Source organism: Microbacterium sp. (assembly GCF_036566905.1).
Classification (GTDB): domain Bacteria; phylum Actinomycetota; class Actinomycetes; order Actinomycetales; family Microbacteriaceae; genus Microbacterium.
Window position 1 is genome coordinate 1 of record NZ_DATCVK010000020.1, and the last position, 16,032, is coordinate 16,032.

Annotated in this window: 13 protein-coding genes and 1 pseudogene; 10 read left to right on the plus strand and 4 right to left on the minus strand. The window is 70.3% G+C overall.

All coding sequences use genetic code 11. The features are described 5' to 3' along the window. Positions 1–96 (minus strand): annotated as a pseudogene (locus tag VIP82_RS01970) (ABC transporter ATP-binding protein); the annotation flags it as partial. A 98-nt stretch (positions 97–194) separates the two neighbouring features. Beyond that, positions 195–2,741 (minus strand): aminopeptidase N, encoded by a 2,547-nt coding sequence (gene pepN / locus VIP82_RS01975; RefSeq protein WP_331905658.1) that lies wholly within the window; start codon positions 2,739–2,741, stop codon positions 195–197. 182 nt (positions 2,742–2,923) lie between these two features. Here pepN and VIP82_RS01980 point away from each other — a divergent pair, with 182 nt between their 5' ends. The 8 genes from VIP82_RS01980 to VIP82_RS02015 all read left to right on the plus strand — a co-directional run bounded on the left by VIP82_RS01980 (position 2,924) and on the right by VIP82_RS02015 (position 11,691). Continuing rightward, positions 2,924–4,123 carry a ferrochelatase gene (locus VIP82_RS01980; protein WP_331905620.1) on the plus strand — a complete coding sequence of 400 codons (1,200 nt, stop codon included), beginning with the start codon at positions 2,924–2,926 and terminating at the stop codon, positions 4,121–4,123. A gap of 84 nt (positions 4,124–4,207) precedes the next feature. Further along, the gene (locus VIP82_RS01985; protein WP_331905621.1) at positions 4,208–4,750 is read left to right on the plus strand and encodes a ribose-5-phosphate isomerase; all 543 of its coding nucleotides are present in this window, start codon (positions 4,208–4,210) and stop codon (positions 4,748–4,750) included. A gap of 4 nt (positions 4,751–4,754) precedes the next feature. Beyond that, positions 4,755–5,753 (plus strand): Fpg/Nei family DNA glycosylase, encoded by a 999-nt coding sequence (locus VIP82_RS01990; protein WP_331905622.1) that lies wholly within the window; start codon positions 4,755–4,757, stop codon positions 5,751–5,753. A gap of 41 nt (positions 5,754–5,794) precedes the next feature. Continuing rightward, positions 5,795–6,436: an FMN-binding negative transcriptional regulator gene (locus VIP82_RS01995; RefSeq protein ID WP_331905623.1), complete on the plus strand. Its 642-nt coding sequence runs from the start codon at positions 5,795–5,797 to the stop codon at positions 6,434–6,436. Beyond that, on the plus strand, positions 6,433–7,938 hold the full coding sequence (locus VIP82_RS02000) for an amidohydrolase (RefSeq protein ID WP_331905624.1): 1,506 nt from the start codon (positions 6,433–6,435) through the stop codon (positions 7,936–7,938). Before VIP82_RS01995 ends, VIP82_RS02000 begins: the two co-directional genes overlap by 4 nt. A 90-nt stretch (positions 7,939–8,028) precedes the next feature. Further along, positions 8,029–9,618 (plus strand): multicopper oxidase family protein, encoded by a 1,590-nt coding sequence (locus tag VIP82_RS02005; protein WP_331905625.1) that lies wholly within the window; start codon positions 8,029–8,031, stop codon positions 9,616–9,618. Then, positions 9,599–11,002 (plus strand): sensor histidine kinase, encoded by a 1,404-nt coding sequence (locus VIP82_RS02010; protein WP_331905626.1) that lies wholly within the window; start codon positions 9,599–9,601, stop codon positions 11,000–11,002. The genes VIP82_RS02005 and VIP82_RS02010 overlap by 20 nt, the downstream gene beginning before the upstream one ends. Before the next feature lie 20 nt (positions 11,003–11,022). Then, positions 11,023–11,691, plus strand: a complete 669-nt coding sequence (locus tag VIP82_RS02015; protein WP_331905627.1) for a response regulator transcription factor — start codon at positions 11,023–11,025, stop codon at positions 11,689–11,691. A gap of 46 nt (positions 11,692–11,737) precedes the next feature. On the opposite strand, the gene VIP82_RS02020 is transcribed toward VIP82_RS02015, so the two are convergent. Further along, positions 11,738–12,220 (minus strand): Dps family protein, encoded by a 483-nt coding sequence (locus tag VIP82_RS02020; protein WP_331905628.1) that lies wholly within the window; start codon positions 12,218–12,220, stop codon positions 11,738–11,740. 168 nt (positions 12,221–12,388) lie between these two features. On the opposite strand from VIP82_RS02020, the gene VIP82_RS02025 reads away from it, so the two are divergent. Both VIP82_RS02025 and VIP82_RS02030 read left to right on the plus strand, forming a co-directional pair. After that, entirely contained in the window at positions 12,389–14,536 is a 2,148-nt protein-coding gene (locus tag VIP82_RS02025) for an acyltransferase family protein (RefSeq protein WP_331905629.1), read from the plus strand. After that, the gene (locus VIP82_RS02030; RefSeq protein ID WP_331905630.1) at positions 14,533–15,072 is read left to right on the plus strand and encodes a gamma carbonic anhydrase family protein; all 540 of its coding nucleotides are present in this window, start codon (positions 14,533–14,535) and stop codon (positions 15,070–15,072) included. The genes VIP82_RS02025 and VIP82_RS02030 overlap by 4 nt, the downstream gene beginning before the upstream one ends. 33 nt (positions 15,073–15,105) lie before the next feature. On the opposite strand, the gene VIP82_RS02035 is transcribed toward VIP82_RS02030, so the two are convergent. Further along, entirely contained in the window at positions 15,106–16,014 is a 909-nt protein-coding gene (locus VIP82_RS02035) for an alpha/beta fold hydrolase (RefSeq protein WP_331905631.1), read from the minus strand. Between the last annotated feature and the right edge of the window lie 18 nt (positions 16,015–16,032).

Genomic DNA, 16,032 nt, shown 5'->3' on the forward strand with positions numbered 1-16,032 from the left:
GAACCCGGTCACCCGGCCCGGTTGGACGGTGAAGCTCACGTCCTGGACGGCGTGCTTGGCTCCGAAGCTCTTGCTCAGATTCTCTGCGACGATCATGTCTTCGACGCTACGCAAGACCCTCCCTGCGCCGCGTCGGCCGCAAGGAGGGTCTTGGAGAACGGCGACTGGTACCTGGGTACCACGCCGACGATCTGCTACTGGGCGTCGCGGTCCTGCACCGAGAGCGCCCGCTCGACGCCCGCGAGGTTCTCGGCGACGAGGCGGCGCAGCGCCGGGGCGGCGTCGGCGTGCGCCTCGAGCCAGGCGCGCGTGGCGTCGCGCAGGGCGACGTTCGCGAGCGGCGCGGGGTAGAGGCCGACGATCAGGTATTGCGCGATCTGATACGTGCGCGAGTCCCAGATCGGCAGCAGCGTGTCGAAGTAGCGCGTGACGAAGCCGTCGAGCAGCTGACGGCCGGCCGGGTGCACGAAGCCGAGCGCGGCGGCCCGGACGATCGTGTTCGGCTGGTCGTCGCTGTCGACGAGCGACGACCACGCCGCTGCCTTCGCGTCGGCCGAGGGCAGGGCGGCCTTGGCCTGCGCCGCGAACTCGCCGCCCTTGGCGGTGTTGTCGGCTGCGAGCGCGGCGTCGATGTCGTCCGCCGTCACGACGCCGCCGGCGGCGAGCGACACGAGCAGCTGCCACGACAGGTCGGTGTCGATCGCGAGGTCGGCGAAGGTCACCTCGCCGTCGCGCACCTGACGCACCTTCTCCCACTGGCTCGGCGTGGCGGCCGCAGAGGCGAAGGCGGTGACGAACTGCAGCTGGCTGTCGCTGCCGGCCTCCGCTGCCTCGGCGAGCTGCCACAGCGCATCGGCGACGTGCGCGCGGGTGACGTCGCGCTTCTCCGGCGCCACGTACGAGTTCGCCGCGAGCTGCAGCTGGGCGAGCGTCGTACGCACCGTGGTCGACTCGCTCTCGGCGCCGATGTTGCGCAGCACCAGGTCGACGTAGTCCGACGCGGATGCCTCGGCGTCGCGCGTCTGGTCCCACGCGGCGCCCCACACCAGCGACCGGGCGAGCGGGTCGCTGATCTTGCCGAGGTGGTCGATCGCGGTCTGCAGCGACTGGTCGTCGAGGCGGATCTTGGCGTATGCCAGGTCCTCGTCGTTCAGCAGCACGAGAGCGGGGCGCTTGCGGCCCTTGAGCTCGGGGACCTCGGTCAGGTCGCCGTCGACGTCGAGCTCGACGTGATGCACGCGCACGAGGGCGTCGGCGTCCAGGTCGTAGAACCCGACGCCGAGACGGTGCGGGCGGATGGTCGGATAGTCGGCCGGTGCCGTCTGCACGATCGCGAAGCGCGTGATGGTGCCGTCGACATCCGTCACGATCTCGGGCGACAGCGTGTTGACGCCCGCGGTCTCGAGCCACTTCTTCGACCACGTCGAGAGCTCACGGCCACTGGTGACCTCCAGCTCGGAGAGGAGGTCCGACAGCTCGGTGTTCGACCACTCGTGCTTCTTGAAGTAGGCGCCCACGCCGGCGAAGAACTCGTCGATGCCGACCCACGCGGCCAGCTGCTTGAGCACAGAGCCGCCCTTGGCGTACGTGATGCCGTCGAAGTTGACCTGCACGTCCTCGAGGTCGTTGATCTGCGCGACGACGGGGTGTGTGGAGGGGAGCTGGTCCTGGCGGTACGCCCAGGTCTTCTCCATGGCGTTGAAGGTCGTCCACGCCTCGGTCCACTCGGTGGCCTCGGCGGTGGCGATCGTCGACGCCCACTCGGCGAACGACTCGTTGAGCCAGAGGTCGTTCCACCACTTCATGGTGACGAGGTCGCCGAACCACATGTGCGCGAGCTCGTGCAGGATCGTCACGACGCGACGCTCCTTGACGGCATCCGTCACCTTCGAGCGGAACACGTACGTCTCGGTGAACGTCACCGCGCCGGCGTTCTCCATCGCGCCCGCGTTGAACTCCGGAACGAACAGCTGGTCGTACTTCGCGAACGGGTAGGCGTAGTCGAACTTCTCCTCGAAGTACGAGAAGCCCTGACGCGTCTTGTCGAAGATGTAGTCGGAGTCCAGGTACTGCCAGAGGCTCTTGCGGCCGTACACGCCGAGGGGGATGACGCGGCCCGACGAGCTGGTGAGCTCCGAGAACGTCGCCTCGTAAGGCCCGGCGATGAGCGCCGTGATGTACGACGAGATGCGGGGCGTGGGCTCGAAGCGCCACGTCGCGGTGCCGTCCCCATGCTTCTTGGGCTCGGGGGTGGGGGAGTTGGAGACGACCTTCCACGGCTCCGGCGCGGTGACCGTGAACGCGAAGGTCGCCTTCAGGTCGGGCTGCTCGAAGACGGCGAAGACGCGGCGCGAGTCGGGAACCTCGAACTGCGAGTAGAGGTACACCTCACCGTCGACCGGGTCGACGAAGCGGTGCAGGCCCTCGCCCGTGTTCGTGTAGAGGCAGTCGGCGTCGATGACGAGCTCGTTGTCGGCGGCGAGGCCATCGAGCGCGATGCGCGAATCCGCGAAGGCGGCCGCCGGGTCGATGGACCGGCCGTTGAGGGTGATCTCGCGCACTTCGCGCGCGATCAGGTCGATGAACGTCGCGGCACCCGCGGTGGCGGTGAAGCGGACGACGGTGCGCGATCCGAAGATCTCGGCGCCCTTCGTCAGGTCCAGCGCGATCTCGTAGGACTGCGTGTCGACGATCGCGCGGCGCTCCTGCGCCTCGATCCGGGTGAGGTTCTCTCCAGGCACTGCTTTGGCTCCCATGGGTGAGGATGACGGATGATCTCGATAAGCCCGTTGCGCGGACACTCGATCCGGCGGCCGCCATCAGCGCTGCTGGCACCGATGACAACCGGTCCAGCCTATGTCAGCCGCCGTGTGAAGCACCGATCGTGGCCGGAATCGTGCGCTCCGGATGTCAGGATGGAGGAGTGACTTCTCCCGAGCAGCACGTCGTACCGTTCGCATCGCCCGCCGCCGCCTCCGGGGCTCCGTACGTGGAGCAGGCCGTCGCCTACGACGGCATCCTGCTCGCCGGCTTCGGGGGTCCCGAGGGCCAGGACGACGTCATCCCGTTCCTCCGCAACGTCACGCGCGGGCGGGGCATCCCCGACGAGCGCCTCGAGGAGGTCGCCCACCACTACCGCCACTTCGGCGGGGTGAGCCCGATCAATGCGCAGAACCGTGCGCTGAAGGCCGCGCTCGAGGCGGAGCTCGCGGCCCGAAGCATCGACCTTCCGGTGTACTGGGGCAACCGCAACTGGGCGCCGTACCTCGACGAGGCGGTGGCGGATGCTGCGGCCGCCGGCGACACGAGGCTCCTCGGCCTCGCCACGAGCGCCTACTCCTCGTTCTCGAGCTGCCGGCAGTATCGCGAGGACTTCGCACGCGTGCTGACCGACACCGGGCTCGAGAACACCGTCACCATCGACAAGGTTCGCCAGTTCTTCGACCACCCGGGTTTCGTGCAGCCCTTCGTCGACGGCGTGCGCGACGCCGTGCGCGGATTCCTCGCCGACGCCATCGCCCCGGAGGCGGTGCGGGTGCTGTTCTCGACCCACAGCATTCCGACGGCGGATGCCGAGCGGTCCGGCCCGCGCGAAGGCGACGAGCACCACCGTGATCTCGGGGAGGGCGGCGCCTACGCGGCCCAGCACCTCGCCGTCGCCGAGGTGGTCATGGCGGCAGTCGCGGCAGAGGTGCAGGGCGCCGACCGCGTCGCGTGGGATCTCGTGTACCAGTCGCGCTCGGGCCCGCCGAGCCAGCCGTGGCTCGAGCCCGACGTCAACGACGTGATCGCCGAGCTCCCCGGTGCCGGCGTGCAGGCGGTGGCGATCGTCCCCCTCGGATTCATGAGCGACCACATGGAGGTCCTGTGGGACCTCGACACCGAGGCGATGGATGCCGCGGGCGAGGCGGGCATCCGTGCGGTGCGCACGCCGACCCCCGGTGTCGACCCGGTGTTCGTGTCGGGGCTCGTGGACCTGGTCCAGGAGCGGTTGAGCGGCACGCCTGCGGCGCAGCGCCCGCACGCGACGCACCTCGGGCCGTGGTTCGACGTGTGCCGCCCGGCCTGCTGCGAGAACGTGCGCGCGGGCTTCAAGCCGGCTGCCGCCGGCGTCGCGCCCTGAGCCTCGGACACCTCCGCCGCACCGCCCGGCACCGAGGCGCCGTCACCCGTCACCGTCCCCTCCGGCTTCCCTAGGATTGAGCCCATGCGCATCCACATCGCGACCGACCACGCCGGCCTCGAGTTCTCGACGCAGCTGCAGCACCATCTCGCCGCGGCGGGTCACGAAGTCGTCGACCACGGCCCCCTCGAGTACGACCCGCTCGACGACTACCCGGCCTTCTGCATCCGCGCCGCCCAGGCCGTCGTGCGCGACCAGGCAGCCGGCATCGAGACGCTCGGCGTCGTCTTCGGGGGCTCCGGCAATGGCGAGCAGATCGCCGCGAACAAGGTCGTCGGGGTCCGTGCGGCCCTGGCGTGGAGCATCGCCACCGCCGAGCTCGCGCGTGAGCACAACGACGCGAACGTCATCGCGATCGGTGCCCGCCAGCACACCTTCGAAGAGGCGACGACGTTCATCGACCGCTTCATCGCGACCCCGTTCTCGGGCGAGGAGCGCCACGCGCGACGCATCGCGCAGCTCGCCGCCTACGAGGAGGACGGCACACTGCAGCCCGACCCGCGCGCCGCTCAGCAGCCCGACGTCCTCGCCGCCGACGACAGTTCGTTCGACCCCGAAGCCGGCTGACCCGATGCCCGAGGGCCATTCCGTCCATCGCATCGCCCGCCAGTTCGACCGCAACTTCGTCGGCCGCGCCGTCGTGTCCTCGAGTCCGCAGGGCCGCTTCGTCGAAGGCGCGGCGATCATCAGCGGCCGCACCGCGACGCAGGTGCGGGCCGTCGGCAAGCAGATGTTCCTCGAGTTCGATGACGACCTGTGGCTGCGCGTGCATCTGGGGATGTACGGCGCCTGGGACTTCGCGGGGGATATCCTCGTCGACCCCACGATCGCCTCGGCCAATGGCCGGATGGGGCAGACCAACCAACGCGGGACCGAGCTCGGCGAGGCGATCCTCGACAGCGCGGGTGAGAACTCGCTGACCTCGATCGGAGCGCCGCGGCGTACCCGCGTGCACGTGCGCATGTCGGAGCAGACGACGGGTCTCGCCGATGAGGGCGACGAGTGGCCGCCGCCCGTGGTGGGGCAGGTGCGGCTGCGGCTGCTCACGGACGTGACCTGCGCCGATCTGCGCGGACCGACCGCGTGCGAGCTGCAGAGCGCCGATGAGGTCGCAGCCACCATCGCGAAGCTCGGCCCCGACCCCCTCGTCGACGACGTCACGGAGGGCGAGGAGCGGTTCACCTCGGTGGTGCGCCGCAAGCCGACGTCCATCGGCCTGCTGCTCATGGACCAGAGCGTCGTCAGCGGCATCGGCAACGTGTACCGAGCCGAGCTGCTGTTCCGCGCGCGCCAGAATCCGCACACGCCGGGCCGTGACGTGCCCGAGGAGGTCGTGCGCGGGATCTGGCGCGACTGGGTGCGGCTCCTCGCGATCGGCGTCGAGACCGGTCAGATGATGACGATGGACGACCTCGACCCCGACGACTATCGCAAGGCCATGGCGAGCCGCGACGACCGGCACTGGGTCTACCACCGCGCCGGGCTGCCCTGCCGCGTGTGCGGCACGGCGATCCTCGTCGAAGAGGTCGCCACCCGGAAGCTCTACTGGTGCCCCTCCTGTCAGGCCTGACGCCGCGGCTGACGGCTCCGCTGCGCGAATAGGCTGAGTCCATGCGTCAGAACCCGAGCTTCGCGATGTCGGATGTCAGCGAGATCCGCCGGCTCATCGAGCAGAATCCGTGGGTCACGCTGGTCAGTTCCACGGATGCCGGGCTCGTCGCCTCGCACTATGCGGTGCTCCTCGACGCCGACCGGGACGACCTCACCATGGTGGGCCACGTCGGCAAGCCCGACGACCTCATCCACGGGCTGGGGGAGCGTGAGCTACTCGTCGTCGTGCAGGGGCCCCACGGGTACATCTCCCCCGGCTGGTACGGCGACGCGCAGAGCGTGCCGACCTGGAACTTCGTGTCGGCGCATCTCACCGGCATCCCGGAGCTGCTGACGCCCGAGGAGAACCTCGAGGTGCTCGAGCGCCTCGTGGCTCGCTTCGAGAGCGGCATGCCGCAGCCCCGGATGATGTGGGCGCCGCCCAACGACCCCGAATTCGTCCGTCGCCTGGAGAAGGGGACGGCGGGGTTCCGCCTCACACCGACCCGGGTCGTCGGCAAGCGCAAGCTCAGCCAGAACAAGCCGGACGAGGTCGTCGAGACGGTGGTCGTCGAGCTCGAGGCCGGTGCGAGCCCGTACGCCGATCCGCGGCTGCCGGCCGAGATGCGTCGCGACCTCGAGACCCGTAAGGCGGCCCGATGACGCTCGCCCGGGGTGACGCCCCCGACGTGATCGCGAACGCGCGGCTGACCGGATCCCAGCGCACCGACCCCTTCGGGTCCGACCCGGTCGACGTCCACCTGGCCGAAGGGCTCGTCATCGACATCGCGCCCGCCGGGGCGCTGCCTCGGAGCGGGCGCGTGCTCGACGCCGCCGGCGGCTGCGTCATCCCGGGCCTCTGGGACCACCACGTGCACACCGTGCAGTGGGCGCTCACGGCGCAACGCGTCGCTCTGGGCCAGGCCGACTCCGCCGCGCACGCGGCCGCGCTCATGGCCGCCGCCGAGACGATGTCCGACGGACGCCGAGTGGGCAGCGGGTATCGCGACGCGTTCTGGCCCGACGCACCGGACCTCGCCGTCCTCGATGCGGCGACCGGCGAGGTGCCGACCTACCTCATCAACGCCGACGTGCACAGCGTGTGGCTGAACACCGCCGCTCTCCGCCGCGAGGGATTCGCACCCGACGGCGTCGGCGTGCTCCGCGAGGAGCCCGCGTTCGAGATCTCGCGGCGGCTCAACGCCGTCGACCGGTCGGTGGCGGATCCGCTCGTCGGCCTCATGGCGCAGGATGCCGCGGCCCGCGGCGTGGTGGGCCTCGTCGATCTCGACATGGCGTGGAACGAGGACGCGTGGGTGCGCCGCCTCGCCGACGGCTTCGACGCGCTCCGGGTCGTGTTCGGGATCTACCCCGAATTCCTCGACCGGGCTGTCTCGGAGGGGCTGCAGACGGGCGATGTGGCCCGGGGCGCGGCATCCGACCTGGTCCGGGTCGGTCCGCTCAAGGTGATCACCGACGGCTCGCTGGGTACCCGAACCGCGGCGACATCCCAGGCGTACCCGGGTGATCCGCACAACCACGGACTCCTGACCGTCGATCTCGCCACGCTGGTCGATCTGATGACACGCGCCACCGCGGCCGGCATCGCGTCCGCGATCCACGCGATCGGCGACGTGGCGAACTCCCACGCGCTCGACGCGTTCGCCGCGACCGGCGCGTGGGGCACGATCGAGCATGCCCAGCTCGTCGCCCACGCCGACATCCCGCGGTTCGCGCGTCTGGGCGTGGGAGCGAGCGTGCAGCCCGAGCACGCACTGGACGACCGCGACCTCACCGACACGGTCTGGGCCGGACAGACCGCGCAGCCGTACCCGCTGCGCGCTCTCGCCGACACCGGGGCGAACCTGCTGTTCGGGTCGGACGCGCCGGTGGCACCGCTCGATCCGTGGGCGACGATGGCGGCGGCGGTGTTCCGCACGCGCGACGGCCGCGACGCCTGGCAGCCCGGGCAGCGAGTGGATGCCGCCACCGCGCTCGCGGCATCCACCCGCGGCGGGTCGGCCGAGCCCGCTCGCATCGAGCCGGGCGACATCGCGGATCTCGCGATCTGCGAGCGCGACCCGCTCACCGCGGACGAGGCGGAGCTCCGCGGCATGCGCGTCGGCGCGACGCTCCTGGGTGGACGCCTGACGCACCTGGCGTAAAGCCCTCCCCGCGGTGCGGGGGTCTTCCCCCGTACGGGTTCGGGAGGGGGTCGGATGCCGCCGCGACGGCGTCGTCGCGAGGCTGGATGCATGACCTTCCCCCCGCCCACGCAGCGAGCCCCGCAGCCGCCGTCCGCGCCCGCCATGGAGCCGCAGGGTGCAGCACCACGCCGCCGACGTCGCCGGCTCGTCATCGTCCTCGTCGCGATCCCGCTGGCCCTCATCGCCCTGCTCATCGCCGCCGGGGGGATCTGGTTCGCCGCCAACGCGGTGCGCGCCACCCCTCCCGCGGCCGGGACGATCGACTTCCGCGCGCCCCTCGCTGTTCCGCCGCGGGCGCCGTCACGCGTCGAGAACGGCGTGCGCGTCTTCGAGCTGACCGCTCAGGAGGGCAGCTCGTCGTTCGTTCCGGAGGGGCAGACGCCGACGCTCGGCTACGAGGGCGCCTACCTCGGCCCCACACTCGTCGCCGAGCGCGGCGAGCAGGTGCGCGTCGACGTGACCAACGGCCTCGCCGATCCCACCACCGTGCACTGGCACGGCATGCACCTGCCGGCCGCCATGGACGGCGGCCCCTCCTCGCCGATCGCCGCGGGTGCCACGTGGCAGCCCGAATGGACGATCGACCAGCCGGCCGCGACCCTCTGGTACCACCCCCACCTGCACGGCCGCACGCGCGAGCAGGTCGATGCGGGGCTCGCCGGCATGTTCCTGGTGCAGGACGACGAGGAAGCCGCACTGGCCCTGCCGCGCGAATACGGCGTCGACGACCTCCCCGTCATCGTGCAGGACCGCTCCTTCAACTCCGACGGGTCGTTCGCAGGCGGTCTCGGCATGCAGTTCGACGGCGTGCTCGGCGACACGATCCTGGTCAACGGCACCGCCGCGCCGTACCTCGACGTCACGACAGAGCGGGTGCGCCTGCGCCTTCTGAACGGCTCGAGCGCGCGCATGTACGACTTCGCGTTCGCCGACGGCCGCGAGTTCGACCTCATCGGCACCGACGGCGGCCTGCTCGAGGCGCCCGTCGCGGCGACCGACATCCCGCTGTCACCGGGCGAGCGGGCCGAGATCGTGGTGTCGGTGACACCGGGGGAGCGCATCGTGCTCCGGTCGCTGGCGCCCGACCCGGCGCTCAACGCGGGTGCGGCCAGCTTCGACGTGATGGAGCTGAGGGCCGCGGCATCCCTCGCAGCCTCACCGGAGGTGCCGTCGCGGCTTGCGGACGTGCCGCCGGCGGATGCGAGCGGTGCCGCAGCCGAGCGCGACTTCGTCATGTCGGGACACAACATCAACGACCGCCAGATGGACCTGGGCCGCGCCGACCTCGTCGCCACCGTCGACACCAGCGAGGTGTGGACCGTGCGCAACGAGAATCCGCTGCCGCATTCGTTCCACGTGCATGACACGCAGTTCCGGATCCTCAGCGTCGACGGCACCCCGCCGCCGGCCCGGCTCGCCGGCTTCAAAGACACGATCGCACTCGAGCGCGACCGCGAGTACCGGCTGCTGGTGCGGTTCGACGACTACGCCGATCCGACCACTCCGTACATGTACCACTGCCACCTCCTGTGGCACGAGGACCAGGGCATGATGGGACAGTTCCTGGTCGTCGAACCGGGCCAGCAGCCCGACCTGAAGCGTCCCGAGGGAGACACCGATGACCGTCACGACCACTGAGCCGGCTCCGCTGCAGCCGGACGCGTCCAGACCCGTCACCGGGTTCTGGGCCTCCTACGGGCGAGCCTGGATCCGAACGCCGGGCAGCGCCCTCTACCTCCTGGCGGTCTTCGTCCTCGCGATGATCTCGATCAGCGTGCTCGCCCCGCTGTTCTGGACGAGCGTCGGTCTCCTGGTCATCCTCATCGGCCTGCCGCTGGGGGTGCTCACCCTGCTCATCGCGAGAGGATTCGGTGTCGCCGACCGGTTCCTGCTGCTGCTCACCGGTCTCCCCGAGATCGACGAGCCGGAGTGGAACCGCGACAGATCGGACAGCACCGGCTTCTGGATGACGCTCACGCGACCCATCCGCAACGCGCACTACTGGCTCTACCTCGTGCACGGCATGATCGTGAGCCCCCTCATCAGCACCATCTCGTTCGCATTGACGACGGTGTGGCTGAGCGTAGGCCTCGGCGGACTGACCTACTGGTTCTGGGGATCGTTCCTCCCTCGCGGCGGAAGCGACGGCTCCGACGGTCAATGGGGCCATTTCGTCGCCGACTACCTGCCCTGGCTGTTCCGCGGATGGTCGAGCTGGGCCGTCGAGGTCACGCTGTACCTCATCGCCGGCATCCTCTTCACGGCCACTATGCCGTGGGTGCTCGGCGGTCTGGCACGGGGTCACCACGCCGTCGCCAAGGGCATGCTGGGCCGCTGGAACTCCGATGATCTCGCCGCCGAGGTGCGCGCGGAGTCGGCCGCTCGCAGCGCCGCGGTGCACGCCGAGGACGTCGCCCTGCGCCGTCTCGAGCGTGACATCCACGACGGTCCGCAGCAGCGCCTCGTGCGCCTGCAGATGGACCTCGCGGCGCTCGAGCGTCGGGCCGAAGCCGGAGACGCGGATGCCGCCGCCGACCTCGCCCGCGAGGCCCGCGGCCACGCGAAGGCGGCGCTCGACGAGCTGCGCGCGCTGTCGAGCGGGGTCGCTCCTCCGCTCCTGCAGGATCGCGGCCTCGCCGCCGCGCTCGACGCGCTGGCGGCCGGCTCGCCGCTGTGGGCGCAGGTCGAGATCGATCCGGCGATCGACCGGGCGGTGAGCCAGGAAGTCGCGCGGACGGTGTACTTCGTGGTCGCCGAGCTGATGACCAACGCCGTGAAGCATTCGGGCGCCACCGCCGCGACGGTGCGCGCGTCGCTTCGCCGCAATGCCGCCGGTGCGCCCACCCACCTCGACGTCTGGGTCGTCGACAACGGTCGCGGAGGCGCCGTCATCACGACGGGCCACGGCCTCGAGGGGCTGCGCGAGCGCGTCGCAGGTCTACGCGGCACCCTCGTCGTGACGAGTCCCGCCGGCGGGCCCACATCCGTCGGAGCGCACATCCCGCTGGCTGTTGCACCATGACCGATGCCTATTCTGAGGAGATGGCCGCCTCGCACGACTCCGCCGCGCTCCGCGTCGTGCTCTTCGAAGACTCGGTCCTGCTGCGCGAGGGGCTCGTCCGGCTGTTCGACGAGGCCGGCTATACGACCGCCGGCGCGTGGGGCGATGCACAGGACGTCGTGGCGCGGGTGCGCGAGGCGCGCGCCGACGTCGCGATCCTCGACGTGCGCCTGCCGCCCGGCTTCCGCGATGAGGGGATCCGTGCCGCGCTCGCGGTGCGCGCCGCCCTTCCCCACGTCGGCATCCTCGTCCTCAGCCAGTACGTCGAGGGCGTCTACGCCCGTGAGCTCCTCGCGGGCGGCGAGGGCGGTGTCGGCTACCTCCTGAAGGATCGCGTCACGTCCCTCGACGAGTTCACGGATGCCGTCCGCCGTGTCCGCGAGCGCGGCACGGTGCTCGACCCGCTCGTCGTGCAGGGGCTGCTGTCGGCCCGCCCCGACCCGCTGGCGGCGCTCACCCCGCGCGAACGCGACGTGCTCACGCTCATGGCGGAGGGGCGCAGCAACGCCAGCATCGCGGAGCGGCTCTTCATCGGCGTCGGCGCGGTCGAGAAGAACATCAGCGCGATCTTCGCGAAGCTCGGGCTGGAGGAGTCGGGCACCGAGCATCGCCGGGTGCTCGCGGTCCTCGCCTTCCTGCAGCATCCGTGAGACGACGAAGACCCCCGGGATTCCGGGGGTCTTCGTTCGAATCAGCTCACTCGGCGAGGTGCGCGAAGAGGAACCAGCGGTCCTTCTCGAGCGACTCCTTGATGTTGATCGCGATGTCCTGGCTCGTGAGGTCGAACTCGTCGAGTCCGTCGATCGCCGCCTGGACGTCCGCGATGACGGTGTCCATGTCGGTGATCACGTTGCGGATGAGCGCGTCCCACTGCGTGAATCCGGCGGGCACAGCGGTCGCGGTCTTCTGCGCCACGGTCCCGACGCGGGCGTCGACCGGCAGGCCGAGGGCGACGATGCGCTCCGCAGCCTGGTCCGCGCCGTCCTGCGCGTGGGCGACGACGGAGTCGAGGAGCTCGTGGATCGCGATGAAGTTCGCGCCGCGCACGTTCCAGTGCGCCTGCTTCCCGTTGACGGCCAGGGCCTGCAGGCCCAGGACGACGGGGGTGAGGAACTGCGCCGTCGCGGCGGCGACGTCGGGGTTCGCTGCGGTTGCGGGGGTGGTCTGGGTGTTCGTCATATCTGTCGCCTCCATCGTGCGGAGGGTCGCTCAGCTCGGCGATCGCCCTCCAGTGACTGCAACGCTACTCAGCAGGAGTCATTCCGCAAGCAAGACAAGGCTGGGCTAAACCGGCGAATCCACGTTGTCGGTGCGGGCCGGACGCGCGACAGCGGCTAACGTCGTTTCGTGCCTTCCGCCGATCACGACCTCGGACCGCAGCATCTCAGCGTTCCCGCCACGACCGTGACCCGCGAGCCCCGCGACCGCTCGCCCGAACACGCCGAGCCCTCCCGCTTCATCCCGCACGTGCAGGGTCTCCGCGCCATCGCCGTCCTCTGCGTCGTGCTGTACCACTTCTGGCCCGGCCGTCTCACCGGCGGCTACATCGGCGTCGACATCTTCTTCGTCATCTCGGGCTTCCTCATCACGGCGCACCTGATGCGCGAGCTCACCGCGACCGGCACCGTCCGGCTCGGCCAGTTCTGGGCGCGCCGCGCCCGCCGCCTGCTTCCGGCATCCCTTCTCGTCCTGCTGTTCTGTGCGGTCGTCGTGATGTCGCCGTACCTCATGCCCACCTCGGCTCTGCCGAACGAGGTGCGCGAGATCCTGGCGTCGACGTTCTACGTCGAGAACTGGTACCTCGCGCTGAACTCGGCGGACTACCTCAATCACGCGGGCTCGCCGACCACCGTCCAGCACTACTGGTCGCTGTCGCTCGAAGAGCAGTTCTACGTGATGTGGCCGCTCATCATGCTGCTGGCGGCATGGATCGGCGTGAAGTGGTTCCGCGGTGAGCGGCGCCGCACCGTCATCGCCGCGCTCGGCATCGTCACCGTGGTGTCCTTCGTGTTCTGCGTGGCCTTCACGATCACGAACCCGGCGCCCGCCTACTTCGTCACGTTCGGCAGGATGTGGCAGTTCGGGGTGGGCGCGCTCATCGCGCTCGTGCCGATGCTGCGGGTGCGCAACGCGATCGGCAGCTTCGTGCTCGGGTGGGCAGGCATCCTGCTCCTCCTCTACGTCGCCTTCACGTTCGATGCCCAGACGCCGTTCCCCGGGTACATGGCGGCACTGCCCACGCTCGGCGCCGCAGCGGTGATCGCCGCGTCCAACACCGATCGCTGGTGGTACCCGACGCGCATCCTCGCCATCCGCCCCGCGCAGTTCGTCGGCGACATCTCGTATTCGCTGTACCTGTGGCACTGGCCCTTGATCGTCATCGCGCCGTCGGTGCCGTTCTGGGGTCTCACGATCTACCACCGCGTCGCGCTCCTCGGCCTCTGCTTCGTGCTCGCGTGGCTGACCAAGCGCTTCGTCGAAGATCCCGCGCGCGGCTGGAAGGTTCTGACCACGCGACCGCCACGGGTGACCCTCTGGTCGGCCCTGGCCGCGATGATCGTCGTCGCTCTCGTCGCGAGCACCGCGTGGCTGGTCAATGCGCCGCTGTACAACCAGGGCACCCGCGACATCGCCGCACTGCAGGAGAACCCGCCGGAGTGCTTCGGCGCCGCATCTGTTCTCGACGACTCCTGCGCCGACGCCGACTTCGGCAGCGAGATCCTGCCCGCACCGGGGTTCGCGGGCATCGACCGCCCCGAGCACCCGCAGTGCTTCGTCCAGCTGACCGACTCGCGACCGGTGTCGTGCACCTTCGGCTCGGACGACGCCGACGCGCCGCGCATCGCGCTCATCGGCGACAGCCACGCGTACCAGCTGCTCTCGACGTTCCAGCGGATGGCCGACGCGAACGGATGGCAGCTGGTCACCTGGTTCAAGGGCGCGTGCCCCTGGAACACGACCCCGCTGTCGACGCCCGGAGCCTTCGGCGCCGCGTGCACCGAGTGGCGCGACCGCGTGCAGAATGCGATCGACGACGCGGACCTGGATGCCGTGTTCACGGCGGCCCTGGCCACGACGCCGTATTCGTCCGCCGGGTACGACTCCTCCCACGACGCTGCGGTGGCGGGCTACCGCGAGGCGTGGAGCACGGTGATGGATCGCGGCATCCCCGTCATCACCGTCGTCGACAACCCCGTCTGGGAGACCGACCCCAATAAGTGCCTGCGCACGCGCGACGTCGCGGAGTGCGACGGCGTCCGCTCGGACGTGCTCGTCGCCGACGATCCGCTCAAGGATGCGGCATCCGGTCTCGACGCAGCGACGCTGCTCGACTTCACCGACGTGTACTGCGGCGCCGAGCTGTGCGCCCCTGTCGTCGGCGGTGCGAACATCTACCGCGACCAGGACCACCTCACGGTGACCTTCGCCGACACCCTTGCACCCTGGTATCTCGATGCCATCGAGACCGCGCTTGCGAAGAGAGGCCAGCCATGACGATCGCACCCGGAGCCTCGGTGCTCGCCGCCGCCGGCAGGACCCCCGACCTCGACCCCACGGCATTCGTCGCCGCCGGCGCGCGCATCGTCGGGGGAGTGACGCTCGCCCGAGGCGCGAGCGTCTGGTACAACGCCGTGCTCCGCGCCGATGGCGACACGATCACCGTCGGGGCGAACAGCAACTTGCAGGACAACGTCTCGGTGCACGTCGATGCCGGCAGACCCGTCGTGATCGGCGAGAACGTGTCGGTCGGGCACAATGCCGTCGTCCACGGCTGCACGATCGGCGACGGCTCGCTCATCGGCATGGGGGCCGTGGTGCTCAACGGTGCGCGTATCGGATCGGGCTGCCTCATCGCCGGCGGCGCCGTCGTGCTGGAGGGATCCGAGATTCCCGACGGCTCACTCGTCGCCGGGGTGCCCGGCAAGGTGCGGCGCGAGCTCACCGACGAGGAGCGCGGCGGCCTGCTGCACAACGCCGAGCACTACCTGGCGCATGTGCAGGAGCACCTTGAGGCGAGCCCCATCGCCTGAGCCCGGGCCGGCTTCGCGGCATCCTGAGACGGATCACTCCCGCGGCTTCGTCGGAGGGTGGTGCTTGCCCCGGTGCACCTCGTACAGGCGCACGTGCCCGGGCCACGCCGGGTCGTTCTCGATCGGCAGGTCGTCCATGAAATGCCGGATGACGTGCGCGAGCTGCCCCGGGTGACTGAAGTTGATCGCGTGCGCGGCGCCCTCCAGCATCACCACGAGCACGTGGCTGTCGGTCTGGCTCGCGATCTCATCGACGCGGTGCGCGTGCGGCAGCAGCGGATCGCGCTGACCCAGCACGACGAGCGTCGGAATGCGCATCTCGAGCAGTCGCTGGAGTGACGGGTACTGCGTGAGCGAGCGGAACATGCGCACGGTGCTCGGAACGCCGAACCGCACGTAGTCGGGCACCGCTACCCGCGCCATCCTGGCCGGCTCTCTCGGCGCGTCCTGCGAGAGCTGCTTCATCGCCCGTCGCAGCGGCTGATTGAACAGCCCGCCGGCGGGGGAGACCAGCACGGCGCGGTCGATCCTGTCGGGATACCGGTGCGCGAACTCGATGATGACCGGGCACCCCATCGAGTTGCCGACGAGCGTCGCCTTCTCCACGCCCCGATCGTCGAGGAAGTCGAGCGCGGCGCGAGCAAGGTCGGGGATGTCCAGCATGTCCCGCCGCTTGCCGCTGCGGCCGAAGCCCGGAAGGTCGGGGACGTACGTGTGGAACTCGTCGGCGAGCATCTCGGCCGTCGGCAGCAGGTAGCGGCCCGAAAGCCCGAACCCGTGCACGTGCGCCATGACGCGGGGATCGCGGGACGGCCGCGGCGATTCGCGATAGAAGACGTCGACGTCGTCGATGCGCGTCCACTTCTCGGCGAGGCTGGATGCCGGGCGTCGCGGAAGCTTCTTCGGCTGCGGCGGACCGGGTGTCGGCTTCCGGGTGCTCATCACGCCTCCTGAGCGAGT